Raw genomic sequence first — 23,929 nt, 5'->3', positions numbered from 1 at the left:
AGTTTCGAGCCACAGGCGTCCGCCCCGGAGAATTCACCCCGGTGCGATCGAGGCCCGGCGATACGCTTCGAATGTCCTGGGCGCCTGTGGGGCCCCGAGCCACGTCGAATGGAGTTCCGGTGACCACCAAGCCCGACCCGTTCACGGTCCCATTCGGGACCATCTTCTGTGACTGGATGACGACGGCGCGAGCCGACGGCGGGCCGTACGCATATGGCGGTGCCGCAGAACCGTTCGGGGACATCACAATCAGCCCCGCGGCGCACGTGCTCCATTACGGGAGCGCCATCTTCGAAGGACTGAAGGCACATCGACAGGTGGACGGTTCGCTGGCGATCTTCCGGCTGGACAGCCATGTGGCGCGCATGGTGTCCAGCGCGCAGCGGCTCCGGCTTCCGGCCATCGATGGCGATGTCTTGTACCAGATGGCCATTGACGCAGTTGAGGCCAACGCCGGCGAAGTGCCCGATCCGCCCGGTTCGCTTTACATCCGCCCCACGCTGATCGGAACCGAGCCGGATATCGGCGCTGCGGCCCGCCCGACGCGCAGCGCGCTGCTCTATGTCGTCAACTGCCCGGTCGGCGACTACTTCAAGGGCGGGGTTCGCCCGCTGACCTTGCTGGTGGAGACCGAGATTCCTCGCACGGTGCCGCAGTTCGGCATGGTCAAGTGCGGTGGGAACTACGCGATGGCGCTGGCACCCACGCTCGATGCCATGGCCGGCAACGAGGCCATCGACCAGATGCTGTTCGCCACTGGCGGCGATATCACCGAGACCGGGGCGTCGAACTTCTTCCTGGCCGATGACGAGCGAGTCGTGACGCGTCACCTCGACGAGTCGTTCCTGCACGGCGTCACGCGGGCGTCGGTGATCGAGCTGGCCGCCGAATTGGGATACGAAGTCGAGGAGCGATCGATCGATCCTGATGAGCTGGTCGACTGGGCCGAGCGAGGCGAGGCGTTCCTGTCCGGCACAGCGGCCGTGCTGGCACCCGTCGGCACCATCCTCTACGAGGGCAAGACGCTCACCGTGGGCGACGGGCAGCCGGGACGCAACACAATGCGACTGCGCCAGGCGTTGGTCGACATCCAGATCGGCGCTTCGCCGGATCCCTTCGGCTGGCGCACACCCGTGAAGGGCTGAGATCGCCGCCTTTCATTCCACGCACGGTGGGCGACGGCCGGGCGCGGGTGCGCGAACATGACGGCGACGGGGGCGAATCGCTTGGCAGCGGGGGCGTAATGGGCGATCACAGCGTTGACGACGATCGCGGCCGAGTCGTGCCGTGGACGGCCATGGAGCACGGGACGGCTGAGGACTACGAGTTCCTGGACCGGCAGCACTACGCACACGCCCGGTCTGGGTTGGTCGACAACCTGCTGGACATCCTGCAGTGCCTGCGCGGCCCCACGCTGGGTTACCAGATCGACCGCTACGACCACAGTCGCCAATCCGCGACGAGGGCGTTGCGCAACGGCGAATCGAGCGATCTGGTGGTAGCGGCGCTGTTGCACGACATCGGCGATGCATTCGCCCCGGAGAACCACAGTGCTGCGTCGGCGGCGCTGCTGCAGCCCTACGTCGACGAGCGCACGCACTGGGTGGTGGCGCACCACGGTCTGTTTCAGGGCTATTACTACTTCCACCACCTCGGCGGCGACCGCGACGCCCGCGAGCAGTACCGGGACTCTCCGCACTACGACGCCTGTGTGGACTTCGGTCAGAACTACGACCAGAACTGCTTCGACCCGAACTACCCCAACCTGCCGGTCGAGGAGTTCCGCCCCTTGCTCGACGAGGTTTTCAGCCGCCCGTCACAGGTCCCCGCCACCGCCCCACTGACCTGACGGCGCTACGACGCGTCGCCGGAATGCGGCCCTCCGCATCACCACAGAGTGGTAACGGGAAACTCCTCAAATGCTCGGTCCCTCGTGACGAGCGTCAAGGACTCGATCTCGGCTTGCGCTGCCAGCATCCGGTCGAACGGATCTTTGTGAGTCGTTGCGAAGCTGCCTGCCCTGAGTGCCTGCTCGTGTATGACGGGAAGGTGCAAGAAACCGTCTGCGGTGACTGATGCGCCGAAATGGGGAACGAGGCCGCTGAATTCGCCCAGTCGGCCCAATCTTGTCTTGGTCGCCATTTCCCATGCGCTTACGGCGCTCGCGAACACTTGAGTTTCTGTATCTGATATCACTTCGCGGGCGACTGGTGAGAGCGATGGATGATCTGTCCACCACCACAGCAGGGCGTGCGTGTCAAGCAGAAGGTCGTTCATTCGCCCTCCCATGCGGCGAGTTCATCGTCCGGCAAAGGATCGAAGAACTCGGGCGGGATCGTTACTCCGCGAAACCTGCCGGGCATCCGTCGAGTCGCCGCCGGCACGTAGGGCACGAGGCGGGCACACGGCTTGCCAGCCCGCGCAATCACGATCTCCTCACCCGCCTCAACTCGGCTGAGCAACTTCGACAGGTGTGTCTTCGCCTCGTGCACATTCACGATTGGTGAAGTTTTCATCTTATTTCAGCCTTTGCAAGTGAGTTTCATCGCCACACTCTGAATAAACTTAGTCGGATAACTAGACTAATAAAGAATCATACCGGCAGGCTCCGCTCCGCGAACGCGTCAAGCGACAAGCAATCCGCAACTCGTGCCAACGTGCATTCCCGAAATGCTCGACGAATGGCTCCGAAAAAGCGCTGTCGTAGGCCTTGGTCAGTGCGTGCCAAGCATCAGTACTCGCTGCTCGCTGCAGAAGGCAACTGCACCACCTTGGCCTTCCCGACGTGCGCGTAGCGGCCCGGAGTGCAAGTGAGGATGATCACTTGGCAGTGGTTGCCGGCTGACGCGATCGCGGCGCACATGTGCTGCAAGCGACGCGGATCGCTCCATCCCAGTGCGTCGTCGATGATGACGGGTGCACCGCCTGCGGTCGGGCTCACGATGGCAGCGCACGCCAAGCGGGCAAGAATGCCGAGTTGCTCCCGAGCACCGGTGCTGAGCTGCTCGACGTCGAGGGCGATGCCTTCGAGCGTGCGCCGTGCGATACCGAGTTGCTCGTCGAGTTCCACCTCGAACGTCGAATCGAACACGATTCGCCCGAATTGCTCTATGCGCTTCTTGAATGGAGCGACGTACCGCTGCCGGGCTTCCTGTCGTCTCTTGCCGAACGTCTCGTAGAGAAGCTCGGCGGCGAGTGCCCTGCGTTCGAGGCTCTCGTGGTCACGTTCGAGAAACCGCAGCTCGCCGATGGCGTTGTCGTGCTGGGTATACAGACCCATTTCGCCTCGAACCTCCAGCCCGCCGCGCAATTCGTGCTGCCGCCTGCTGTTCTCGGCGAGTTCGGTGGCCATGCGCCGCACGGCGTTACCGGCATTTGTGAGTTGGGCCTCGATGGAGTCGGGGTCCTCCTCCTGCAATCTCGTCTGAACGGAGCGTGCGGCTTGCTCGCATTCTGAGACGGCTTCGTCGGCTCGTGCGAGCGCCACCGCAAGATTTTCGTCGCTGACTTGTGACCGGGCTTCGGCGAGGCGTTCGCCAGCCTGGTCGCGCACCTGTCGTCCCGACTGCTGCTTGCCGGCCAGCTCCGCTGCGTCCAGCTGAGCTTGGGTGAGTGCCGCGTTTGCGCTCGTGGCTGCCTCGGTGCAGGACTCGAGTTCTGCACTGCGATCCCCGACAGCGGCCTCGAGGTTGGTGACCAAGGCTGTCGCTTCCCGTAGATCCGCGGGAAGCGGAGGCTGCGGCTGCCTGCTTGCGTTAAATTCCTCGATGCGCCCCGAATGCCGATCTGCCATGCGCTTGAGTTCCTCCGCGGTCAGGTCGCGCAGGTTCTCCTTGATCGTCTGGCGGGCATCGTCGCGATCCCGCAGCGCGGATTCCCGCCTGCTATTGGCTGCGCGTGCCGATGCCAGATCGGGAACATGGCCTTCGTCACAGAGCCGCTGGAGCTCTCGCCGAGCAGCATCGAGTTCCCGGGCCGTCTCCGCGGATCCCTTGCCAGCTTGCACGAGCACCGACGCGCTGTCGTCGATTCTCAGCTCGGTCGCATCGCTGACAGAGATGTCGAGTTGCTGGCCCGCAGCAAGGTCATGTCCCGTCCCGTCCACCTGTAGGGCGACGGCGCGCAACGCGGTGGTCGTGACCCCGGCGGCGGCGCTATTGGCCGACGCCTCGGCTCGTACGACAGCGATGTGGGCCTGATCGATCCGTTCGACGAGATCGCCGTCGACACCGATGTTCTCAACGACGGATTCGGCACCAGCCAGACTGGTTTGAGCATCGTCGATGCGTTCGAGGCGTTCACCGAACTGAGCGACTTCGATCATTCGGCGGTGATGGTCACGGTCGTCACACGCCTGTTTGTGCGTGGCGATTGCTTGATCCAGGGCCTCTTGGGCCGTGTCGCGACTGCCCTCTGCGTCGGTGACCCGCTGGTCCGCGGCGTTCAATGCGGGAGCGGACTCTTCGAGTTTGACGCCCAGTGCCGCTAGCGCCTCCTTCTGGCGGTCGAGATCGGAGACCAATTCGGAGCGACGCTCGGCGGCGGCGTGTCGCTGGCTCTGTTCGCTTAGCGCCGAGCCATGCGCCGTGTCTCGCTGCTGCGCCTCAAGCGCCAATTGCTCGACGTGTCTCCAGCGCTCGGCCAGCTCAGACTCGCGTTCTTGGGCCGTTTGATGCTCGCCCTCGAGCTGTCCATGGCGCTCCACGAGACTGACGAACGTGTCGGCGTCGGCTTGGATCTGGTTCAGGGCCGTTTCGAGCTCCGCGACCCGATCCTGTGCGTTGCGGACCTTGCCCGCCAAGTCCGCTCGTTCCTTGGACACCCGGCCCGTTGCGGTCCAGTAGCGACCACGCTCGGCCTCGATGCGGTCCCACAGGGCATCTTCGTCACCCGTCGGACCGTCGCCTCCCACAGCTAGGTCGAGTGCGGCGCCGAGGGAGCGAACGTCGAGCGACGGCAGGCGCAACTCGGTGCCCTGGTGCACTCTCAGGGCCTCCCACAGACTCCAATCGAGCGTTTCGTCGAGCATTTGGCGTACCCGCTCATGGGCTTCACGCCCCGTCAGCGACTCGGACCGGGGTTCGGTGACAGCGAGGGTTGTCTCAGGACTCCGTTTCCAGCGTTTGCGATAGACGAAGCGGTATTCGCCAGATGACAGCTCCGCTTCGGCCTCTGGGCCGACGTCTTTGCCAACGGGCTGGGTCGACCGAATGCGGGCCTTGTTGGACGAGTCCAGCTCGCTGAGGAGTAGGTCGAGGGCTTCGAAGATGCTGGTCTTGCCGATCTCGTTGTCACCTTCGACGATCGTCACGCCGTCATCTGCGAACTCCAGCTCGCAGTCGCCGATGCCGCGGTAGTTGTGGAGCCGAATTCGATGAACTCTCATTGGGCCGTTCCTGAGAGGCGATGCAGCAACGCCAAGCCATCCCGGGCTGCGAGCGCTTCCTGATCGTCACCCGAACTCGCAGCATCTCGCAGATCGCACAGCGCTTCGTGCGCGAATCCTGAGAGACCGAGCGCCTCGAAGTCGGCATCATCAGGTATGACGACAAGGTCCGTGCGCCGCTCCCAAGGCTCGAAGGCGGCGAGCAAGTCGGTTTGCATCTCGAGCAGTCGATCGAGACGAGCTCTCTGAGCGACCGAGATCTGCCCGATCGCAGACAGCTTCACGATGGTGCGCTCCTTGTCCGCGAGGGAGGCGAGCCAATCCTCCAATGCGTCGATGTCGGCATCTGATGCCAAGTGAGACTCGTGCCGCTTGAAGGTCCAGGTACCGACTCGATGCGCCCTCACCTCGATCTTGCCCGGTTCGAGTTCTATGACGAGCACATTGCCGGGGTCGATCTCGTCGTAGTCAGTGGGTTCCGGTGCGCCGGAGTACCAGACGCGGCCGCTGGTGCCTTCATTCGTTGTGGAGTGGCGGTCGCCGAGAGCGACATAGTGGAGCTCTTCGGCCTCGATGCGTTCTTCCAGACGGGCGAGCGTGATGAGCGCAGGATTGTCAGCGTCCGGTGAACGAGAGTCGAGGGCACCGTGGCCGGCAACGATTCGCAGTGCACTGGACGGCTCGAGGTTGGCGCAAGACTCATCGACGAGGTCACGGAGCGGTCGTTTGGACATCCACGGTGCCGCCACCAACTCGATCCGCTCAGCGACCGAAATCGAACCCGATTCGTCCAGTACCGCCACGTTGTCCGGCTTGTTCAACGTGAATGTGTTCGATCGGTAGATCGACGCAGCGTCGAGCGGATCGTGATTGCCCGGCAGCAGGTAGAAGGTCACCTGCGGAGTGGAAGCCATTGCGTCCAGTGCCCGAACAAGCACTTGGCGGTCGATCTGGTTGGATTCGAATACGTCGCCGCACACGAGGACAAACTCGCAACCCTCTTCGACCGCGAGTTCGCCGATACGCCGTACCGCGTCGAGTCGCGCTCCGCTGAACCGCGGCTGCGCCTCTCCGCTCAGAAAATGACGCGTCATCCCGAGTTGCCAGTCGGCTGTGTGAATGAACTTCATGGCACGCACAGTACGCAGAGGGTGTCATGGTCATGCAATGAGTTTGGATGCGGCGGTCCGGTATGAACCGGCGGGGCGCAGCGATCAGCTACGGGCTGCGGCCGTTCCGACGGTGGATGCTGCGGGGCGAGTGCGATCGTGTACTGGTGTTCGGCCCGATGTTGGCCCAATGAGTGTTGTTCAGTGCAGCAGGCTGTGCCGGATACTCGGACAGGCCGGGGTTGCGCTTGCCCGGAATACTGCTATGGGCTGCGGGCGGTGGCTGGTGCTCGGGCGGGTGGCCCGGCGTGCTGGGGTGGCATGAGTCGGGGTCTGCCGTCGGGTGGGGTGTGGATTTGGCGGTCGTGCTGGTGGAGGTCTGTGTGGCAGTCCCAGCACATCGACGCCAGGTTGGGTGTGTCGGTCAGGCCACCGTTCTCGAAGTAGTCGATGTGGTGGGCTTGGGTGTGCTCGCTGGTCAGCTCGCAGCCGATGCAGCCCCCGTCGCGCACGGCAAGCACGAGCCTTTGGGCGTCGCTGGCATTGCGGGTGCGGCCCAGCGCCAGTTCAGACCAGTCGGCGTTGAACACCGCCGGGAGCACTTTGGCGTCCACGGCGTACTCGGCGAGCATCTGGGCTGACAGGGGAGTGCCGTCGTCGAGGCGGGGGTTGGCGAGCCGGTCGTTCACCGCGTCGTAGTCGGCAATGATCACCAGGCTCGTGCTCGCCCGCCGCACCTTGGCGGTGCCGGCGATGAGGTCGCCGATCGCGTCGGCGGTGAGCTGAGCGCGCGTCGGCTCGATGTCGCTGCTGAGACTTCCATCGACGTCGATGCCGACACAACCGGCGCCGCTGGCGTCATCTTGGGCGCGGCGGCGCAGCGAACGCATCGCTGCTTGGATCGCCGTGTTGAGGTGACGGCCGTTGATGAAATCGAACTTGGCGAACAGATGCCACATGCCATCCGCGCCCAGCCGCATCGATCCCGACCGTTCGGCGCGCTGCAACTCGAGTTCCGCGTCGATCGGGCCGAGGCCCTTCGTGGCGGCTTCTGCCTCGAGTTCGGCGTACACCTGCTGGCTCACATAGGCGAACGGGTGACGCGCAACCGTGTCAGAGGGATACGCCCGGCACAGCTCCAAGAACTCTTCTTCGCTGCGGCGGTGCTTCTTGGGAGCCTCGCGGGCGATCACCTTCGCATGAGACGCCTGGATCTCACCGCACTTGAGCGCGTCCAGCGTCGCAGTCATCTCGTGCTCGACCAGGCTTTCGGCCAGCCGGGACTCGGTGCGTGCCTGGGCTGAGCTCATCCGGGTCAATTCCCGCAGCTGATGCGCCGCAGATTGAGCGCCCACACGCGATGTCAGCTCGCCCAAAGCCGCCAGATACTCGCCCTCGACACGGGCCCGCTCACCGGCCAGATCCACCACCCGGTCCTTGAGATCGGAATAGTTCAGCGCACCCAGTTCGACATCGGCGACATCACCGAGAGAAGCCTCGACAACGGCGGACACATCGCTCGCCCTGTCAGTGTCACTGGCCGAACCGGCGTCGTGCGCTGCTGGTCCGTTCCCGTAGCTGCAATGCGCAGGGGGGTCAATGAACATACAGAGAGCATACACACGTACGCCCCCAAACACAAACGTTCGCGCGCACCAATTTCCAGCAATTTCTGGAAATTTCGACGCAGAACCCGGGCAATGCACCTTCATCGGCGCTCGAATCCGCGATGCGCCGATTCGTGCGCTAGATCAGTCAGGGTGACCGCCACGACCTCGTCAGATCTGGCTGACTGAGTCGCCCATCCGGACGGTGCCGGGCCGCACGACTCGGCAGTTGACACCGCGCAGGCGCAGCTCACGTCCCTCGCCGGTGTTCACAAACCTCAGCGCCTCGCTACCGAAGCGTGCCGCATACTTGGCGCAGCCGGTGTGGGGCTCAACGGCGACCTCAAGCACGGCATCGCCAACCGCCAGCTGGGTTCCTGCCGGCAGAGCTTCGTGGCCGATGTCGAGGTCTGCGTAAATCTGGTCGCCCGCCAGCGGCCAGCGTTCGATCGGACCGATGACCGCTGCTGCGGCGCGGGAATTCATGATCGTGACCTGCTTGTTGGGGTGCGGACCCCCGTCGGCCGAGAACGAAGTCCCGCGCTGGTTCCAGGTGTCACCCTCGATGCCCTCGTCAGCGTTGATGCGGGCCTCGCTCAGTACCTCGCGGGCATCTTCAGCGGGACGGCGGACGATGAGCTGGATCGTGCCGGAACTTGCAGGTGCCTCGCGAATGTTCCGAAGCGCAGCCTCCAGTTCCTCCGTGCTGCGATGGCGAGCCTCGTCGTGACGGGCATCTGGATCAGCCCTGGCGGTTTCCGTTGATGGGTTCATGAAGGGCTGCCTCACAACGTGATCGTCGGCTTCGGGCGTGCCATGCCGCCACCTGCGGGAATTATCGCGGCGCAACCTACTGGGAGGAAACGAATTCCAGCTGCAGGTCGCGTGCTGCCGCATCCGGACTGCGGTCCGCGGGATCACCGAACCCGCCGCCGCCGGGAAACTCCACGATCAGGCGGCGGTCACCGGGGATCACCGAGCGACCCTTGGCACGCACCTCAGTGCCGTCGTCGAGCGACAGGCGGCCCAGCGCGCCTGGCCCACCGCCATGGCGGCCACGGGCTGGATACACCGTGCGCTCGTAGGTGGCGCTGATCGCGAAGTCCCGTCCCTGGCGGTTCTCCAGCTCGATCACCTGGCCCAGCCCGCCCCGGTACTTGCCCGACCCGCCGGAGTCGGTGCGGAACTCCTTGCGCCAGAACACCAGCGGCGAGCCGATCTCGTTCACCTCCACAGGCATGTTGCGCACTCCGCTGGGGAACGCCGTAGCCGACAGCCCATCGGCTCTCGGGCGGGCGCCTGCCCCACCGGAATGGAAGCTCATGAGGATGTAGCGCTCCAGCTTCCGCCGGTCTGAATCATCGCCGGAGCGCCCCACCGCCGTCACCGAGCGATTCGTTGCTCCGACTCCAGTGTCGGGCTGCCACATGCCAGTGCCGAGCAGGTTCCACAGCGATGACGTGCCCTCGGCGGGCACCCGTTCGGGCACAACCTGGCTCAGGCAGCCGAACACGGCGTCGGGGAGAAGTTGGCCCATGACGTGGCGCACGTTCACCGCGGCGGGATGGGGCGCATTGAGAATGCAGCCCTCCGGCGCTCGGACCCGAACCGCATCCAGTGACCCTGTGTTGTTCGGAATGTCGGCGCCGATGATGCAGCGCACGCCGAAGGACGTGTACGCGTCGGTGTATGCCATTGGCACGTTGATGCCCCATCCCGACTGGGGTCCTGTGCCGGCGAAGTCCACCTCGATGCCGTCGCCGGCAACCGTCACCGAGCAGACGATGTCAATGGGCTCCTCCATGCCATCGACCCGCATGGTCGAGTTCCAAGTGCCTCCGGGCAGTTCGCCGATGGCGTCGAGCATTGCCCGGTGCGACGACGAGATGATGTGCTCGCCAAGTTCGTCAAGGTCGGCCATGCCGTACTCGTTCATCATCGAGATCAGACGGGCCGCACCGGTCTCGTTGCAGGCGGCCAGCGAGTGGATGTCGCCGATCACCTGGATCGGGTCTCGCACATTGGCCTCGATGATCGCCACCACGGTGGGATCGAAGACGCCGTCGGTGGCGAACTTCAGGATCGGCAGGAACAGGCCCTCGTGGTACACCTCTTTCGAATCGGTGGTGAAGCCGGCCCCGCCGATGTCCACGACGTGGCTGGTGCAGGCGAACAGCGCCACCAGCTCGCCCCCTCGGAACGCCGGCGTGACCACCACGATGTCGAAGAGGTGGCCGGTGCCCTTCCAGGGATCGTTCGTGAGGAAGATGTCGCCGGGTCGCATCTCCGCAGCGAGGAATCGATCCAGGAAGTGCAGGACCGAGTACGCCATGGAGTTGACGTGGCCCGGCGTGCCGGTGACCGACTGGGCGAGCATCCGGCCCTGCGGGTCGAAGATCCCTGCAGACAGGTCGCCGGCTTCGCGGGTTGACGTGCTGAAGGCAGCACGGACCAGCGCTCGCGCCTGTTCCTCGGTGACAGAGATGAGGCGGTTCCACTGGACAGCGAGCCGTACGGCATCGAGAGCGGCCGCTTCGGCGGTGCGGCTCGTGCCCTCAGAAGCCGTCGCAGCTCCACCGAGTCGGCGAGTGCCATTGGATGCCGAATCGATGGTGATACGCAGATGGCCACCTGAGGTGACCGTCGACACGAATCCCTCCGGCACCACCGTGGTGGTCTGGTCCTCGGTGATCAGTGCAGGACCGACCAGCCAGTCGCCTTCTCGCAGCGCATCCCGCTCGTAGACGCCATGGGACACGGCTCGGCCGGTGGCGGTGTCGGTGACGAGCGTGGTTGTTCCCGAAGCGACCGGTTCAGCGGCCACCTCAGGGTGCAGCGGCATGACCTCGCCTTGGGGCGTGCGAACCTCCAGCAGCCAGCTGAGCACCTCGATTTCGAGGTTGCCGATGTGGCGGGTGTAGAGCTGCTGGTAGGCCTTGGTGAAGGCCGTCCGCAGCTGGCTGCGCACTTCGGCGTCACTGAGGTTGGCCACGTCGTCCAACAGCAGCGCGGCGGCGTCGACCTCGACGGTGATCTCGTGGCCCTGGCCCCGGTAGCGCATGAGGGCGCGCACGTGCGTGGTGGTCTCGGCGTCGGGCGCAGCAGCCCGCACGATCGCGTTGGCTTCGTCAGCCATGTCACCCAGCAGGTCTGCCAGGCTCGTCGCAGTCAGCTCGCTGACGCGGGCATGGCGTGTGCGGACCGATTCGTGGGACACCGGTGCCCGCAGGAAGCCGATGGCCGAGCCCACGCCCGCTCCGGCCGGCACCACGATGTCGTCGATGCCGAGCTTTGCGGCCACCCGGGCAGCGTGAAGCGGGGCGGCACCGCCGAAGGCGATCAGGGTGCCGCTGCTGATGTCACAGCCCTGATCGGCTGCGTGGACGCGGCCGGCATTGGACATGTTCTCGTCGACGACTTCGGTGATGCCGATCGCAGCGACCGTCGTCTGCAGTCCAGCCGGTTCAGCCAACGCAACCGTGAGCGCTTTGGCAGAAGCGTCGGGGTCGAACCTGAGCGTGCCGCCAGCGAAGCGTTCTCCGAGCAGCCTGCCCAGTACGGCGTCCGCGTCGGTCACGGTCGGTTCGGTCCCGCCGCGTGCGTAGGCCGCAGGCCCCGGTTCCGACCCGGCACTGGCCGGACCGACGGTGATGCGGCCGAGCGCGTCCAGGCTTGCGATCGAGCCGCCCCCTGCGCCGATCTCAACCATCTCGATCACCGGCAGGCGCAGCGGCAATCCGCTGCCTGCCAGGAACCGGTACTCGCGGCCGACCTCGAATTCGCGGTTCGTGCGGGGATGGCCGGACTCGACGATGCACAGCTTTGCCGTCGTGCCGCCCATGTCGAAGCTGAGCGCCCGCTCGCAGTCGAGGCCCCGGGCGATCTCCGACGCGAGGATGGCACCGCCTGCCGGTCCGCTCTCGATGAGCCGGACGGGGAAGCGCAGCGCCTCGGCGAGCGTTCCCAGCCCGCCGCCGGAGGTCATCAGGAAGAGTTCGCCGCCCAGTCCCAGCGCTGCCAGCCGCTCATCCAGGTCGGTCAGGTAACTCCGCATGAGCGGTGCGATGTAGGCGTTGGCGCACGCCGTGGAGAAGCGCTCGTACTCGCGGATCTCCGGGCAGACCTCGCTGGACAGAGTGACGCTCGCCTCTGGCCAGCACTGGGCCAAGATCTCCGCAGTGCGTTCCTCGTGGCGGGAGTCGAGATACGAATGCAGGTAGCCGACCGCCACGCTGGTGACGCCATCGGCCGCCAGTGACTCGGCAGCGGCCCGGACAGCATCGGAGTCCAATGCCAGCAGCACGGTGCCGTCGGCGGCGAGCCGTTCTGGTATCCCGATGCGCCGGTGCCGCGGAACGAGCGGCTCGGGCCGGCGCATGTACAGGTCGTACTGCTCGAACCGGTTTTCGTGCGCCATCTCGACCGAGTCGCGAATGCCTTGGGTCGTCAGCAGGGCCGTGCGTGCGCCGCGACGCTCGATGAGTGCATTGGTGGCGAGCGTGGTGCCGTGGATGAGCACGCCCACCTCAGCGGGTGCGACCCCCGCCTCGCCCAGGACGGCCTCGACACCGGTGAGCACGGCATCGGCGGGCGACTCCTGCGTGGTCAACACCTTCGCCGTGTGCAGCGCCCGATGCGCGCCTCGGCCGCTGTCGACCTCCAGCGCGATGTCAGTGAAGGTTCCGCCGATGTCGGCTGCGAGTCGCGCACGTGCGCCTGCCATCGACCCAGCGTAGGCGAGCCGCCGGAGGCGAAGCCGTGGCCCGAGCGGCCCGTGAGCCCGTCGAGCAGAGACTGGGAACAAGAGCGGGAAGCGACAGGTGCCGCAGTCGAATGGTCAGCCTTTGCGCTTGCGGCCCAGATGTCGCTGCTAGTAGCTGCGGGGTACCGTGCAGGCGTGGCAAGTGGCGACCAGCGGACCGGCAGGCCGCCCCCAGGAGCTGGTGCCGGACTCCGTGTCGGCATCTTGCGAGCAACCTGGAATCCCGACATCGTCGATCGGCTGTCGGATGGCGTTCAGCGGGCCCTCGATGAGCTGGGGGTCACCGAGGCAACCGAAGTGACCGTGCCTGGGTGTTTCGAAATCCCGCTGGCGGCAAAGATGCTGGCCAGCTCCGGTCGTATCGACGCGATCGTGACGATCGGAGCGGTCATCCGCGGCGAGACCACTCACTACGAGCTGGTCAGCGAAGGTGCTGCGCAGGGAGTGATGGCTGTTCAGCTTGAGACAGGTATCCCGATCGGCTTCGGCCTCGTCACGGTCGAGAGCGAAGAACAGGCGTACTCGCGCAGCGAAAGTTCCGGAGGCCACAACGTGGGCGAGGACGCGGTCTACGTCGCGGTCACGATGGCCTTGCTCGCCCGCGACTTCGCAGCCGACGGGGACTGATTGGCGAATCTGAGCTAGGCAGGGTCGGGGCGCATGCGAACGAGCACCTTGCCGACGGCTTCGCGTTCATCCAGCAGCCGGTAGGCCTCGGCCGCCTGTTCGAACGGCAGCACCTGCCCGATGGGCGGCCGCACGGCGCCCGTGGCGATCATGTCGAGCAGCCGTTCATGAATACGGGCCGGGATCGTCGGATCAGCGGCCACGGCTTCGCCCCATGCGGCGCCGACCAGGCTCACGTTGCGCAACAGCAGCCGATTCACCTTGACGGTCGGGATCTCGCCAGCGGCGAAGCCCACCACGACCAGTCGGCCAAAGCGTGCCAAGGCCCGAACCCCGTCCAGGAAACGGTCGCCGCCCACGGGGTCGTAGGTCATGTCAACCCCACGTCCGCCGGTGAGCTCACGCACTTCGTCCTTCCAGGTGTCGCTGATGAGCACGACGTGGTCCGCGCCGGCAGCCGTAGCGATCTCGCCCTTCGCTTCAGTCGAGACCAGACCGATGACGGGTCCCGCACCGACCGCCTTGGCCACCTGGATGCCCGATGTACCCACGCCGCCAGAGGCACCCAGCACCAGCACCGATTCGCCCTCGCGCAGGCCCGCCCGGTCGATCATGCAGAACACTGCCGTCTGGTAGTTCATGACCAGCGCCGCACCCTCTTCGAAACTGAGCTGGCTCGGCAGAGCGAACAGGTCCCGAGGACGCACGGCAACGGTTTCGGCCAGGCAGCCATTGGTCCACACGCAGACCCGGTCACCGGCCGCAAAGCCCGAGTCCGTCGGAGCCGAACGCACGACGCCGGCGGCTTCGATGCCGGGCCGGAACGGTGGATCCGGCCGGTACTGGTACAGACCCTGACTTTGCAGCAGGTCGGGGAATGACACACCGCCGCACACCATGTCGACGATCACCGAGGCCCCGGCAGGGTCTGCTTCGGGTTCCGGCGCGTCAACGACGGCGATACCGGCCGGACCGGTCAGGGACTGCACTTCCAATGCACGCATGGCGACACGATTGCACACCGAGCGCCTATGAGCATCAGCGGATAGGCACGGACGTCATAGGTGCGGAGGCGGCAGGGAACTCTGCGAGGTTGGAACCTGCTGGATTCCCGGAGCCGAGGGCCCTGCCGCCTCCGCAGCGGGCACACTCATTCGCGCGGCCTCTCTGTCGCCTCTCAGTAGCCGATCGCGGGCCGCTGATACTGTTGGCCACGAATTGGCGACCAGGCGCTTCAGCGCCGATGGGGGAGAGCGATGCGGTACTACTCGTGTGACTCGCACGTGGTCGAGGCGGCTGAGATCTACGCAGGGCTGACCGACCGGTTCGGCGACCGGGCACCGTTCATCAGCAAGGACTACAACGACAAGCCTGGCACCTGGTTGGTGCTGCCGGGCGGCATCCGCCCAGTGCCGGTAGGCCGGCTGGGAATCGCGGGCGCCAGCCTGTCGGACCCGGCTACTCACGCTCGCATCGAGCAGGGATACGACGGCTTCAACCCCGGTGTGATGGATCCGACTGCGCGCCTCGACGAACAGGCTCAGGACGGGATCGTGGGCGAGGTCATGTACCCCAGCCTGTCGATGTTCACCTTCGCCATCGGTGACGACGAAGTGCGTGACGCTGCGTTCCGGAACCACAACGACTGGGTGCTCAACTATTGCTCGGTGGACCGCAACCGCCTCATTGGCGTCGGCTGTCTCCCGTTGCCCGACGTCGAGCGGGCAATCGCAGAGATCGATCGCTCGGCCGAGCTCGGCGTGCGCGGGTTTGCCATCCCCGCTCACATCGACCCCGCCAAGCCCTACTGCCACCCCGATTTCGACCCGTTCTGGGCCCGCGCCCAGGAGTTCGGCGTGCCGCTCACCATGCACATCTTCACGGGGTCAAGCCTCGAAGGCGGGATGCCCGAGCATTGGGGCACACCAGGCGGCCACCTCAAGGGCTACACGCTGGCTCACACGACCATCGCCAACACGATGATCGACCTCATCTGCGGTGGCGTCGTCGAGCGATTCCCCCAACTGCGCTTCGTGTGTGCCGAGTACGAGACCGGCTGGGTGGGCCACTTCAAGCAGCGTCTCGACCACGCTGCGTACCGCACTCCGTGGGAGGTGTCCGACGAGCTCACCATGAAGCCGTCGGAGTACTTCGACCGGAACTTCTGGGTCACCTTCGAAGACGACACCGAAGGCATCGCCACTCGGCACTCGATCGGCGTCAGCAACCTGGTGTGGGGCAACGACTATCCCCACCACGACTCGATCTGGCCGAACTCTCGGCCGATCCTCGACGAGATTCTCTCGGGCGTACCCGACGACGAAACAGAACAGATGGTCTGGGGCAACGTCCTCGGGCTCTACAACCTCGATCCCGACGCCCTCCCCGCTGCCGCCTAAGCCTGAGTTGCTCGCGGCTACGCCGCCTGTGCTTGCCTCTCGCGGCTACGCCGCGACGAGCGGCTCCAGATGGGCGCGGATGGACTTTGCGACCAGTTCGCCGTTCTCCATGGGGCCGAAATGGCTGAGCTCAGCGAACGCCTCGAGGCGTCCATTGCCGAGCGCTTCGGCGATGGGTTGCGCGACCTGTGGCGGTATTTCGTTCCACTGGGCGAAGGAATCGCCACGAGCCACCACCGTCGGGCATGTCACTGCGGCGAAGTCGCTGTAGACGACGGGCACGCTGGCCTCGTAGATACGTGCCTCGGTATCGCCTGAGCACGACAGCCGCACTGCGTCGTCGCCCGAGGGATACGTGCCGATCTCGACGTACGCCCGCACTGCGGTGGGCTCGCAGCGCGAGAACGGAGGTTTCGAGACGAAGCGCTCATACGCCTCGTCGACGGTCGCAAAGCGGATACGGCGTCGCCGTGATGCCACCACAAGCTCGTGATCGGAGTCAGGCCGCGGGAAATCCGCAGGCACGAGCACCGGTTCGTAGAGATACAGCCCCCGGTAGGTGTCCGGCTGGCGCAGCTCGGCGAGCAGGAGACTGGCTGCCCCCAAGGAGTGGCCGACTGCGAGCATCGGCTCGCCGCCCAAGGCATTGACTGCGGTCAGTACCTCGTCGACGAAGCGCGGTCGCTCGACCGACATGCTGTCGTGCTGTGGCCGCGAAGCGCCGTGGCCTCGGAAGTCAAGTCCCCAGCAGTGGAACGCGTCGCGCAGATGTGGCACCACTGTCGCCCACATGCCGGCGTTGAGTCCATTGCCATGCGTCATGAGCAGGGGTGCCCCGTGTCCGCCGAGGTCGTGCAGCACGGCGTGCTCGCCGTCAGAGGTGGTCAGCCGCATCATCGCCGGGGCAGATTACTGGCCCATCTGCGGATTGTCTCAGTGGCCGGGCGGCCGTTGCCGATGCCGCGCCGTTGTGCTCCGGGCAGACTGGCGCCATGGCGAACTTCACACAGGGCTCCGTGGACATCCACTACGACGATTACGGCTCCGGCTTCCCGCTGTTGCTCATTGCCCCAGGCGGGATGCGTTCGGCAGCTTCGTTCTGGGAATCGACCCCGTGGAATCCGATCACCCAGCTGGCCGACCAGTACCGGGTCATCGCAATGGACCAACGAAATGCCGGCCGTTCGACCGCCCCGGTCTCGGCGGAAGACGGTTGGGCGACCTACACCGCAGACCAGCTGGCGCTCATGGACCACCTCGGCTGCGAGCAGTTCCACCTGGCAGGAATGTGTATCGGCGGCCCCTACATCATGGGGCTGATCGCGGCAGCACCCGAACGGGTGGCCAGCGCCACGCTGTTCCAGACCATCGGGCTCGACGAGAACCGTCACGCCTTCTATGGCATGTTTGACGACTGGGAAGCAGCCATCCGCGATGCACATCCCGATGTTGACGAGGCGGCTTGGAAGCAGTTCCGGTCCAACATGTACGACGGCGACAACTTCCTGTTCAACGTGGACCGTGACTTCGTAGCCACCGTGCAGACGCCGCTTCTGGTGCTGCTCGGAGGCGACCTGTATCACCCCGAGTCTTCGTCGCGGATCGTCCACGAGGTTGCGCCGAATTCGACACTGATCGAGGACTGGATGGACGGCGATGCGCGGTCTGCTGCCATGGCGCAGTTCGCTGCATTTCTGGTCGAGCACACACCCGCTTAAGTCCGAAGAGCCCGGGCCGGCAGGCACCCTCGCCGATCGGTCGGCGCTGCGCGTTAGCTTGCGCGCATGACTCCCGCAGCCAACACTGACAGCTCCATCAACACGGATCACCGGCTTGACGGCAAGGTGGCGGTGGTCACCGGGGCGAGCCGTGGCATTGGCGAAGCCAGCGCCCGAGCGCTGGACGCCGCCGGTGCCCGAGTTGTTCTGACCGGCCGGACCACTGCGGATCTCGATCGCGTAGCAGCCGAGTTGCAGCATGACCCGATCACCCTGACTGCCGATCTTGCACCGGCAGGCGCAGGCACCGACTTGGCTCGTCGCATCCTCAACGAGGTCGACGGCGTGGATGTGCTTGTCAACAATGCGGGCATTCCCATGCGGCGCACGCCTGCACAGCTCACCGAAGCAGATTTCGACCTGGTGTTCTCGATCAACGTGCGGTCCCTGGTGATGCTGAGCACCGGCCTGGCACCGTCGATGATCGCTCGGGGCGGCGGTTCGGTCATCAACATCAGCTCGGTCGCCGGCGTGCACGGTCCGCTTGGCCGCGTCGCCTATGCCGGCACCAAGGGCGCCGTTGACGCCATGACCCGGGCGCTCGCCGCGGACTGGGGCCCTGACGGCATCAGGGTGAACTCGATTGCACCCGGTCTGATCGCGACGGCTATCTGGGAAGAGGCACGCAACAACGTGCCAGGCCTGATAGCAGACCTTGCCGGCCAGGTAGCGCTCAAGCGCTGGGGCTTCGGCGACGACATCGCCGACGTCGTGCTGTTCTTCGCGTCCGATGCTTCCCGTTACGTCACCGGCGAGACGCTCGTGGTGGACGGTGGTCTGGCCCGGGTGACCGCAACGAGCGCTCCGCCGGCGCTGCCCGAACTCGAAGACTGACAAGCGCCCGAACGCGCAGAGGGTGCCGAACCGGAGTCCGGCACCCTCTGTTGTGCGCCTGCGCCGTCAGCCCTGACGGGCGACGGCTGCATTCAGTTGCCTACGCAGCGGCGCGTGCTGCTTCGAGCCAGGCGTCGACCGTGGCGCGGTTCTCAGCGATCCACGCAGTGGCCAAATCGCCGGGTGCGGCGCCGGCTTCTTGGTCGACGTTGGCCAGCGAGACCTCGATCACCGACAGCTTGACCGCCTCGAGCAGCGCCTTGGCTGCAGGGTTGGCGTCGATGAAGTCGTTGTTGGCGGTCGCCAGGATGTCGGCTGCGATCCATCCGATCGGGCACAGCCCGTCGGCGTTGTCCGCGGCTGCCGGGCACTGGTCGGCACCGATGGCTGCGTAGCCGCCTGTGCCGTCGCCGGTCTGGTCGTATTGCTCGCCGCCCTCGATGCCCGTGGGGTTCGAGTCGTCGAGGATGTTGTCAACACCAATCCAGTAGACGTTGTCGCCGGGGCGCAACTCGGTGATGTACGCCGAAGGCGTCCAGGTGTAGGCCACCATCGGGATGCCCGCATTGGCGTTATCCACAGCTTGGACGAACATGGCGTCATAGCCGGCGATCGTCTGTGTGATGTTCTCCCAGCCCGAGAAGGCGATCTGCGCGGTAATGATGTTGTCGCAGGTCCACGACTCGGGGCAGCCGAAGATGTCGGCAATGCCGTTGCCGGGCACCGGGTCGGTTGCATCGAACGCTGCAATCGCGTCAGCATTGCTGTTCAGAGCGTCCAGCGTGTAGACACCGAATTCGTCGGCGAAGGACTTGGTCACCAGGAAGCCCTGAAGCCCCCCGGCGATCATCTCCTCACCCAGCACAGTCAGGTGGTCGCCAACCAGCGAGCCGTCGGGCAGTTCGCCCGCCAGCCATGCCTTGTGGCCTGGGTACCAGCTATTGACCCAGAAGTCCATGTCGCCAGCGGCCATCGCCACGTAGCCGTTGTTGGGCCCTAGCTCGAGTTCGGCGGGATCTGACACCGTGTAGCCGAGCTCGGTGAGCAGCTGCCGGTACAGCTCGGCCTGGAAGTAGCCGGTGGTCCAATCGGCGCGGCCCATCGTCACCGAGACGCCATCGCCAGGCGTCATCGACATCGCCTCTTCCATCGGCTCTTCTTCGACCATGGCTTCGGTGGTGGCGGCGGGTGCCTCTGTTTCCGCAGTGGCAGTGGCATCGTCGTCGTCATCACCGCCGCACGCGGCAGCGAATAGCGCGAACGCTGCTAGTAACAACAGCAGCTTGGTCAATCGTTTCGTTTTCATTTCGGAGATCCTCCCTGATCTGCGACAGATTGCGTCACGCGGTGCACCATGTTGCGACCACGCATGTGCGGCGCCGTTCGCCCGGATCGACGAGGGCTCCTTGAATGGCAGCGTAGTCGGGTGCCTGCGCGCCCTAAACCCTAGACCGCGCATACATGTTCGGATTACTTTGCACGGCTCGCCTCAGCAACTAGCCAGTGTTGGCGGGGATATCGCCGTAGATCTTGTTCCGCTCGAACTCTGACAGGGTTCCCCGTGACGCGGCAAACAGGGTCACACCAGCGGCCATCACGAAGACCGATCCGACGCCAGAGACCAAGTTGGTGTCTGCGACGCGGGCGATGGTCAGGATCCATGCCAGCGGGATGATGGCTATGCCCAAGCCGATTCCTGCCACCAGCGTGCTCCAGCGGTACCGGAGGCTCTCCTCGATGCCCAGCAGTCCGATTGCCGGCAACGAGAGCCCGAGGGCGGCGAGGCCTGCGATGAATGTCCAGATGCCCAGCCCAGCGCCCTCGGATTCAAAGCCGTCGTGGATGATGTCGCCGGTGCGTTTTGCCAACGCGATCTTCGCGGTGATATCGGCGGCCCTGATCCCCGCCAGCGCCAGCGCTTGGTTCTCCACTCGACGTTGCTCTTGTTCGGCAACGACATCCCCAGCCTCAAATGCTTCATCTGCGGCTGCATCGGCAGCCACAGCTGCTGCAGCCGCAGCTTCGCCTTCGGCGGCGATGGCATCGAGCTCAGCGCGCAGCTCATCGCTGATCACCGATTCGGTCCGAGTGTCGAAGCTCCAACCTGCGTAGCCGCCGCCCACCAGCAGCAACACGGCGAACGCGGCGCCCAGCAGCCGGCCCCACGCCACCGTTGCCGGCAGCGGCCTGCGAGCAGCCATTGGCGCCCGCCACAACCATGTAAAGGCGCCGCCGGTCGCCAGCAGCGCTCCCGCGACGGCGACATAGACGCCGATGCCGGCGCTGTAGATCTCGACCCTGTCCGGCGGGTTCGCCAACAGGTACACCGCCGCGGTGGCCAGCGACGCCAGCGAGAACGCCGCAGCACCGTGCGCGGTGAACCAGCCAGAACCGCGGCCACGCCGAAACAGGGTGTTGTAGGCGGCGATAAAGGCCACAGCGGCCGCTATGGCGATGAAGATGCCGAACCATGAGCCGCCCGAGGCCGACACGCCGTTGAAGCTGTTGGAGAGCAATGACTCGGAGCCGTCACACACGCGATTGCTGCCGGCCTCTGCCAACGGGTTGAGTGACTGCACGTCGATCCAGTCGCCCGAGCACTGCTCGGTCCGGAGGTCCGCGTCGGTGCTGCGGGCATAGGCCGAGACGAGTCCGGCATCGATGTTCCACGGCAACGCCAGTGCGACCAGCGTCACGAGCGAGCCGACAGCCGTCACGACTGCAGCGGCACGCTCGGGGCGACCTGCGGGCACGAACGATTCCTCGGGTGCTTCGGGTTGTGCCGCCAGCTTTCTGGCTGCGTCGCTGCTTTCGGCCTCGGCCTGTTGCACCAGCAGCTTCTCCGGTGTGCGCCGGTTGGCCCAAGCTTGAGTGATGCGACTGAGCAAGTTGCCCGAATCGCTCGACTCTGGCTGGCTCAGCCTGTCCAGTACCACGGCCACCAGAAAGAAGGCCAGACCGGCCGAGCCTGCAAGAGCGATGTCGAGGTTTGAGATAGCCGTGAACAGCAGCCGACCTAAGCCGCCAGCGCCCATGATCGCCGCGATGCCCAGCATGGAGATCGCCAACAGCAGCGTCTGGTTCAGACCCGTCATGATTGCGGGGCGGGCCAGCGGCAGCTGCACGTCGGTCAACACCCGCCATTCGGGTGCGCCGTAGGCCCTCGACGCCTCCACCACGTCCTCGGGCACTTGTCGGATGCCCAAATTGGTCAGCCGAATCAGCGGCGGCAGGGCAAAGGTCATCGTCACCATCGTGGCGGAGACGAACCCGATGCCGAAGAAGAAGATGAAGGGCAGCATGTACACAAAGGAGTGGACGACCTGCATGGCATCGAGCACGGGCCGGACCACTTTCCAAGCGCTGTCCACCCGCCCGCACAGCACGCCGATTGGGATGCCGACGATCACGCACAGCAGCACCGCCACGCCGATGAAGCCGATGGTGAGCGCGGTCTGACGCCAGTAGGCCTCGCCCAGCAGCCCGCAGATGAGCAATCCGATGAACGCCATGGCGCCGACTTGGAAGTTGCGCACCAGCCAGCCCAGCAAGAACACCGCCAGGCACACGGTGAGCCACGACAGCTTGAGCAGCCATTGGTCCACGATGACGTTGAGCAGCTTGGCGAATGGCCACTCGATGACACCCAAGGTGGCTTCCATGTTGTTATCCACCCAGAACACGACCTGCTCCACCCAGTCGCCCACAGGTATATGCCACTGGTCCAGCACCGTGTTCTGCCGCACCTGTGCGATCAAGCCGGAGCCGCACTCCACGAGATCGCCCTGTGCGTCAATCACCGCGTCGCGGCACTCAAATATCTGCCCGTCCTCGATGAACGTGCGGGTGCCCGAGGCCACGACCACGTCAGGTCGGCTGCGGTACCACCACACCGCGATTAATCCGAGCAGTCCGCCAGCACCGATCGCGTAGCGACGGCCCCGTATCCCTCCGAAGATCAACAATGCCGGCACAGCGAACAGCGCTGCGGCCACCGCCCATTCCACGCCAGTTGTGAGCCAGTCGGCGACGCGGTCACCGGCCTCGGGACTGGTGACGGTGTCGATGAACTTGTCAATGAAGTGGCCGGTTTCTTGAACCTCCTCGGCGTCTGCCTGGGCGAGCAGCGCGGCGGCGCTCACATGAACACCTCCCGCTCGAAACCTTCTATGAGCTGCTCGACTCTGCCCATCTCCTCCATGATCAGGCGGGGATCCAGATTGCCGATGAGCTTGCCATCGTCGTCGACGACGGCAATGGAGAGACCGCGGCCCGCTGATGCATAGAGCTCGTTGAGCGTGGCGTCAGGGTTGCACTGGTCGAAATCGGATCGCTGTGCCTTGGCGAGATCGTTGCTGCCCATGCTGCGGGCGCGCAGGCCGTCGGCTGCTGTCAACAGCGCGACCGGTCTGCCGGATGCATCGCAGCAGAACCGCCCAGCGATGTCGTCCAACAGCGTGAGTGCATCGCTGAGCGACATGTCGGAGGGAATCGGGCGTGGTTCGGACATCACCTCGACCACTTTGATCACGCGCCCTTGGTCGACGTCCTGCACGAACTCGGCCACGTAGCCCGTCGCTGGTTCGGTGAGGATTTCCTCGGGCGTGCCGATCTGCACGACCGCGCCGTCTTTCATGATGCAGACCCGGTCGCCGATGCGCAGGGCTTCATTGAGGTCGTGAGTGATGAACAGGATCGTCTTGTGCACTTTGTCCTGGATCTCCATGAGCTCGTCCTGCATCTGGCGTCGAATGAGCGGGTCGAGAGCGCTGAACGCCTCATCCATGAGGAGGATGTCCGGGTCTGACGCCAGCGCCCGTGCGAGGCCCACACGTTGCTGCATGCCGCCTGAGAGCTGGGCGGGCCGATGTTCGGCAAACGCAGCGAGGCCCACCAGCGACAGTGCCCGCATGGCCGCCTCGTTCCGGTCGGAGCGGTCGACCTTTTGCACCTTGAGTCCATAGCCGACGTTGTCAAGCACATTGCGGTGCGGGAAGAGTGCGAAGTGCTGGAAAACCATGCCCATCTTCTCCCGCCGGAACGCTTGCAAGTCGGTGCCGTCGAGTTTTTGAACGTCGACGCCGTCCACAAGTACCTCGCCGTAGGTGACGTCATGCAGTTTGTTCACCGTCCGGATGGCGGTCGACTTGCCCGAACCTGACAGGCCCATCACGACGAAGATCTCACCTCGGTTGATCGAGAAGCTCACATTGGTGAGCCCGACGACATGGCCCGAGAGCCGTTGTACCTCGTTCTTGGGCACGCCAGAACGGGCCAACTCGAACGGACGGCCTCGCGGCTGTGGCCCGAAGATCTTGTAGACCTCGTTGAGACGGACGATTTCGTCGCCCGCAGCAGAGCCGTTGGCTGCGTCGTCGCTCATAAGTTCCCCCTGGCCGATCCCGCGACACGTTAGGCGCGCCGCGT

19 protein-coding genes are annotated in these 23,929 nt (G+C 65.2%); 7 read left to right on the top strand and 12 right to left on the bottom strand.

Annotated elements, in window-relative coordinates:
• The first annotated feature begins 119 nt into the window (after positions 1 to 119).
• Together ACOOHB_RS06355 and ACOOHB_RS06350 are read left to right on the top strand one after the other, a co-directional pair.
• The gene (locus ACOOHB_RS06355; RefSeq protein ID WP_420443960.1) at positions 120 to 1,145 is read left to right on the top strand and encodes a branched-chain amino acid aminotransferase; all 1,026 of its coding nucleotides are present in this window, start codon (positions 120 to 122) and stop codon (positions 1,143 to 1,145) included.
• Between the two features lie 26 nt (positions 1,146 to 1,171).
• On the top strand, positions 1,172 to 1,849 hold the full coding sequence (locus ACOOHB_RS06350) for an HD domain-containing protein (RefSeq protein WP_420443959.1): 678 nt from the start codon (positions 1,172 to 1,174) through the stop codon (positions 1,847 to 1,849).
• A 38-nt stretch (positions 1,850 to 1,887) separates the two neighbouring features.
• Here the strand turns inward: ACOOHB_RS06350 and ACOOHB_RS06345 are convergent, their stop codons facing one another.
• From ACOOHB_RS06345 to ACOOHB_RS06330, 4 genes are all read right to left on the bottom strand, one after another.
• On the bottom strand, positions 1,888 to 2,277 hold the full coding sequence (locus tag ACOOHB_RS06345; RefSeq protein WP_420443958.1) for a type II toxin-antitoxin system VapC family toxin: 390 nt from the start codon (positions 2,275 to 2,277) through the stop codon (positions 1,888 to 1,890).
• A complete protein-coding gene (locus ACOOHB_RS06340; protein ID WP_420443957.1) occupies positions 2,274 to 2,516 on the bottom strand; it encodes a type II toxin-antitoxin system Phd/YefM family antitoxin in 243 nt (80 codons plus the stop codon). The genes ACOOHB_RS06345 and ACOOHB_RS06340 overlap by 4 nt, the downstream gene beginning before the upstream one ends.
• Before the next feature lie 215 nt (positions 2,517 to 2,731).
• Positions 2,732 to 5,386 (bottom strand): AAA family ATPase, encoded by a 2,655-nt coding sequence (locus tag ACOOHB_RS06335; RefSeq protein WP_420443956.1) that lies wholly within the window; start codon positions 5,384 to 5,386, stop codon positions 2,732 to 2,734.
• On the bottom strand, positions 5,383 to 6,516 hold the full coding sequence (locus ACOOHB_RS06330) for a metallophosphoesterase family protein (protein WP_420443955.1): 1,134 nt from the start codon (positions 6,514 to 6,516) through the stop codon (positions 5,383 to 5,385). Before ACOOHB_RS06330 ends, ACOOHB_RS06335 begins: the two co-directional genes overlap by 4 nt.
• 47 nt (positions 6,517 to 6,563) lie before the next feature.
• Here ACOOHB_RS06330 and ACOOHB_RS06325 point away from each other — a divergent pair, with 47 nt between their 5' ends.
• Positions 6,564 to 6,689 carry a hypothetical protein gene (locus ACOOHB_RS06325; RefSeq protein WP_420443954.1) on the top strand — a complete coding sequence of 42 codons (126 nt, stop codon included), beginning with the start codon at positions 6,564 to 6,566 and terminating at the stop codon, positions 6,687 to 6,689.
• 69 nt (positions 6,690 to 6,758) lie between these two features.
• Here the strand turns inward: ACOOHB_RS06325 and ACOOHB_RS06320 are convergent, their stop codons facing one another.
• The 3 genes from ACOOHB_RS06320 to ACOOHB_RS06310 form a co-directional block, all read right to left on the bottom strand.
• A complete protein-coding gene (locus ACOOHB_RS06320) occupies positions 6,759 to 8,102 on the bottom strand; it encodes an HNH endonuclease signature motif containing protein (RefSeq protein ID WP_420443953.1) in 1,344 nt (447 codons plus the stop codon).
• Between the two features lie 171 nt (positions 8,103 to 8,273).
• Entirely contained in the window at positions 8,274 to 8,876 is a 603-nt protein-coding gene (locus tag ACOOHB_RS06315) for an MOSC domain-containing protein (protein WP_420443952.1), read from the bottom strand.
• Between the two features lie 76 nt (positions 8,877 to 8,952).
• Positions 8,953 to 12,825 carry a hydantoinase B/oxoprolinase family protein gene (locus ACOOHB_RS06310; protein WP_420443951.1) on the bottom strand — a complete coding sequence of 1,291 codons (3,873 nt, stop codon included), beginning with the start codon at positions 12,823 to 12,825 and terminating at the stop codon, positions 8,953 to 8,955.
• A 174-nt stretch (positions 12,826 to 12,999) separates the two neighbouring features.
• Between ACOOHB_RS06310 and ribH the strand changes: the two genes are divergently transcribed.
• On the top strand, positions 13,000 to 13,491 hold the full coding sequence (gene ribH / locus ACOOHB_RS06305; protein WP_420443950.1) for a 6,7-dimethyl-8-ribityllumazine synthase: 492 nt from the start codon (positions 13,000 to 13,002) through the stop codon (positions 13,489 to 13,491).
• Positions 13,492 to 13,505: 14 nt separating this feature from the next.
• Here the strand turns inward: ribH and ACOOHB_RS06300 are convergent, their stop codons facing one another.
• A complete protein-coding gene (locus ACOOHB_RS06300; protein ID WP_420443949.1) occupies positions 13,506 to 14,495 on the bottom strand; it encodes an NADPH:quinone oxidoreductase family protein in 990 nt (329 codons plus the stop codon).
• 252 nt (positions 14,496 to 14,747) lie between these two features.
• Between ACOOHB_RS06300 and ACOOHB_RS06295 the strand changes: the two genes are divergently transcribed.
• Positions 14,748 to 15,890, top strand: a complete 1,143-nt coding sequence (locus ACOOHB_RS06295; protein ID WP_420443948.1) for an amidohydrolase family protein — start codon at positions 14,748 to 14,750, stop codon at positions 15,888 to 15,890.
• Between the two features lie 45 nt (positions 15,891 to 15,935).
• On the opposite strand, the gene ACOOHB_RS06290 is transcribed toward ACOOHB_RS06295, so the two are convergent.
• The gene (locus ACOOHB_RS06290; protein ID WP_420443947.1) at positions 15,936 to 16,787 is read right to left on the bottom strand and encodes an alpha/beta fold hydrolase; all 852 of its coding nucleotides are present in this window, start codon (positions 16,785 to 16,787) and stop codon (positions 15,936 to 15,938) included.
• 95 nt (positions 16,788 to 16,882) lie between these two features.
• Between ACOOHB_RS06290 and ACOOHB_RS06285 the strand changes: the two genes are divergently transcribed.
• Both ACOOHB_RS06285 and ACOOHB_RS06280 read left to right on the top strand, forming a co-directional pair.
• Entirely contained in the window at positions 16,883 to 17,608 is a 726-nt protein-coding gene (locus ACOOHB_RS06285) for an alpha/beta fold hydrolase (protein WP_420443946.1), read from the top strand.
• A 66-nt stretch (positions 17,609 to 17,674) separates the two neighbouring features.
• Positions 17,675 to 18,502, top strand: a complete 828-nt coding sequence (locus ACOOHB_RS06280) for an SDR family NAD(P)-dependent oxidoreductase (protein WP_420443945.1) — start codon at positions 17,675 to 17,677, stop codon at positions 18,500 to 18,502.
• 100 nt (positions 18,503 to 18,602) lie between these two features.
• On the opposite strand, the gene ACOOHB_RS06275 is transcribed toward ACOOHB_RS06280, so the two are convergent.
• The 3 genes from ACOOHB_RS06275 to ACOOHB_RS06265 form a co-directional block, all read right to left on the bottom strand.
• A complete protein-coding gene (locus tag ACOOHB_RS06275; RefSeq protein ID WP_420443944.1) occupies positions 18,603 to 19,808 on the bottom strand; it encodes a glycine betaine ABC transporter substrate-binding protein in 1,206 nt (401 codons plus the stop codon).
• A 190-nt stretch (positions 19,809 to 19,998) separates the two neighbouring features.
• The gene (locus tag ACOOHB_RS06270) at positions 19,999 to 22,644 is read right to left on the bottom strand and encodes an ABC transporter permease (protein WP_420443943.1); all 2,646 of its coding nucleotides are present in this window, start codon (positions 22,642 to 22,644) and stop codon (positions 19,999 to 20,001) included.
• Positions 22,641 to 23,885 (bottom strand): quaternary amine ABC transporter ATP-binding protein, encoded by a 1,245-nt coding sequence (locus ACOOHB_RS06265; RefSeq protein WP_420443942.1) that lies wholly within the window; start codon positions 23,883 to 23,885, stop codon positions 22,641 to 22,643. Before ACOOHB_RS06265 ends, ACOOHB_RS06270 begins: the two co-directional genes overlap by 4 nt.
• Between the last annotated feature and the right edge of the window lie 44 nt (positions 23,886 to 23,929).

This window comes from Candidatus Poriferisodalis sp. (assembly GCF_965215815.1).
In the GTDB taxonomy this organism is placed as follows: Bacteria; Actinomycetota; Acidimicrobiia; order Acidimicrobiales; family Poriferisodalaceae; genus Poriferisodalis.
This window is presented reverse-complemented; position numbering and strand designations above follow the sequence as displayed.

What these genes read in the sequence shown, in the direction of transcription:
- ACOOHB_RS06345 (WP_420443958.1), bottom strand. Translation starts at nt 2,277, where the DNA reads ATGAACGACCTTCTGCTTGACACGCACGCCCTGCTGTGGTGGTGGACA.
- ACOOHB_RS06340 (WP_420443957.1), bottom strand. Translation starts at nt 2,516, where the DNA reads ATGAAAACTTCACCAATCGTGAATGTGCACGAGGCGAAGACACACCTG.
- ACOOHB_RS06335 (WP_420443956.1), bottom strand. Translation starts at nt 5,386, where the DNA reads ATGAGAGTTCATCGAATTCGGCTCCACAACTACCGCGGCATCGGCGAC.
- ACOOHB_RS06330 (WP_420443955.1), bottom strand. Translation starts at nt 6,516, where the DNA reads ATGAAGTTCATTCACACAGCCGACTGGCAACTCGGGATGACGCGTCAT.
- ACOOHB_RS06325 (WP_420443954.1), top strand. Translation starts at nt 6,564, where the DNA reads ATGCGGCGGTCCGGTATGAACCGGCGGGGCGCAGCGATCAGCTACGGG.
- ACOOHB_RS06320 (WP_420443953.1), bottom strand. Translation starts at nt 8,102, where the DNA reads ATGTTCATTGACCCCCCTGCGCATTGCAGCTACGGGAACGGACCAGCA.
- ACOOHB_RS06315 (WP_420443952.1), bottom strand. Translation starts at nt 8,876, where the DNA reads ATGAACCCATCAACGGAAACCGCCAGGGCTGATCCAGATGCCCGTCAC.
- ACOOHB_RS06310 (WP_420443951.1), bottom strand. Translation starts at nt 12,825, where the DNA reads ATGGCAGGCGCACGTGCGCGACTCGCAGCCGACATCGGCGGAACCTTC.
- ACOOHB_RS06300 (WP_420443949.1), bottom strand. Translation starts at nt 14,495, where the DNA reads ATGCGTGCATTGGAAGTGCAGTCCCTGACCGGTCCGGCCGGTATCGCC.
- ACOOHB_RS06295 (WP_420443948.1), top strand. Translation starts at nt 14,748, where the DNA reads ATGCGGTACTACTCGTGTGACTCGCACGTGGTCGAGGCGGCTGAGATC.
- ACOOHB_RS06290 (WP_420443947.1), bottom strand. Translation starts at nt 16,787, where the DNA reads ATGATGCGGCTGACCACCTCTGACGGCGAGCACGCCGTGCTGCACGAC.
- ACOOHB_RS06285 (WP_420443946.1), top strand. Translation starts at nt 16,883, where the DNA reads ATGGCGAACTTCACACAGGGCTCCGTGGACATCCACTACGACGATTAC.
- ACOOHB_RS06280 (WP_420443945.1), top strand. Translation starts at nt 17,675, where the DNA reads ATGACTCCCGCAGCCAACACTGACAGCTCCATCAACACGGATCACCGG.
- ACOOHB_RS06275 (WP_420443944.1), bottom strand. Translation starts at nt 19,808, where the DNA reads ATGAAAACGAAACGATTGACCAAGCTGCTGTTGTTACTAGCAGCGTTC.
- ACOOHB_RS06265 (WP_420443942.1), bottom strand. Translation starts at nt 23,885, where the DNA reads ATGAGCGACGACGCAGCCAACGGCTCTGCTGCGGGCGACGAAATCGTC.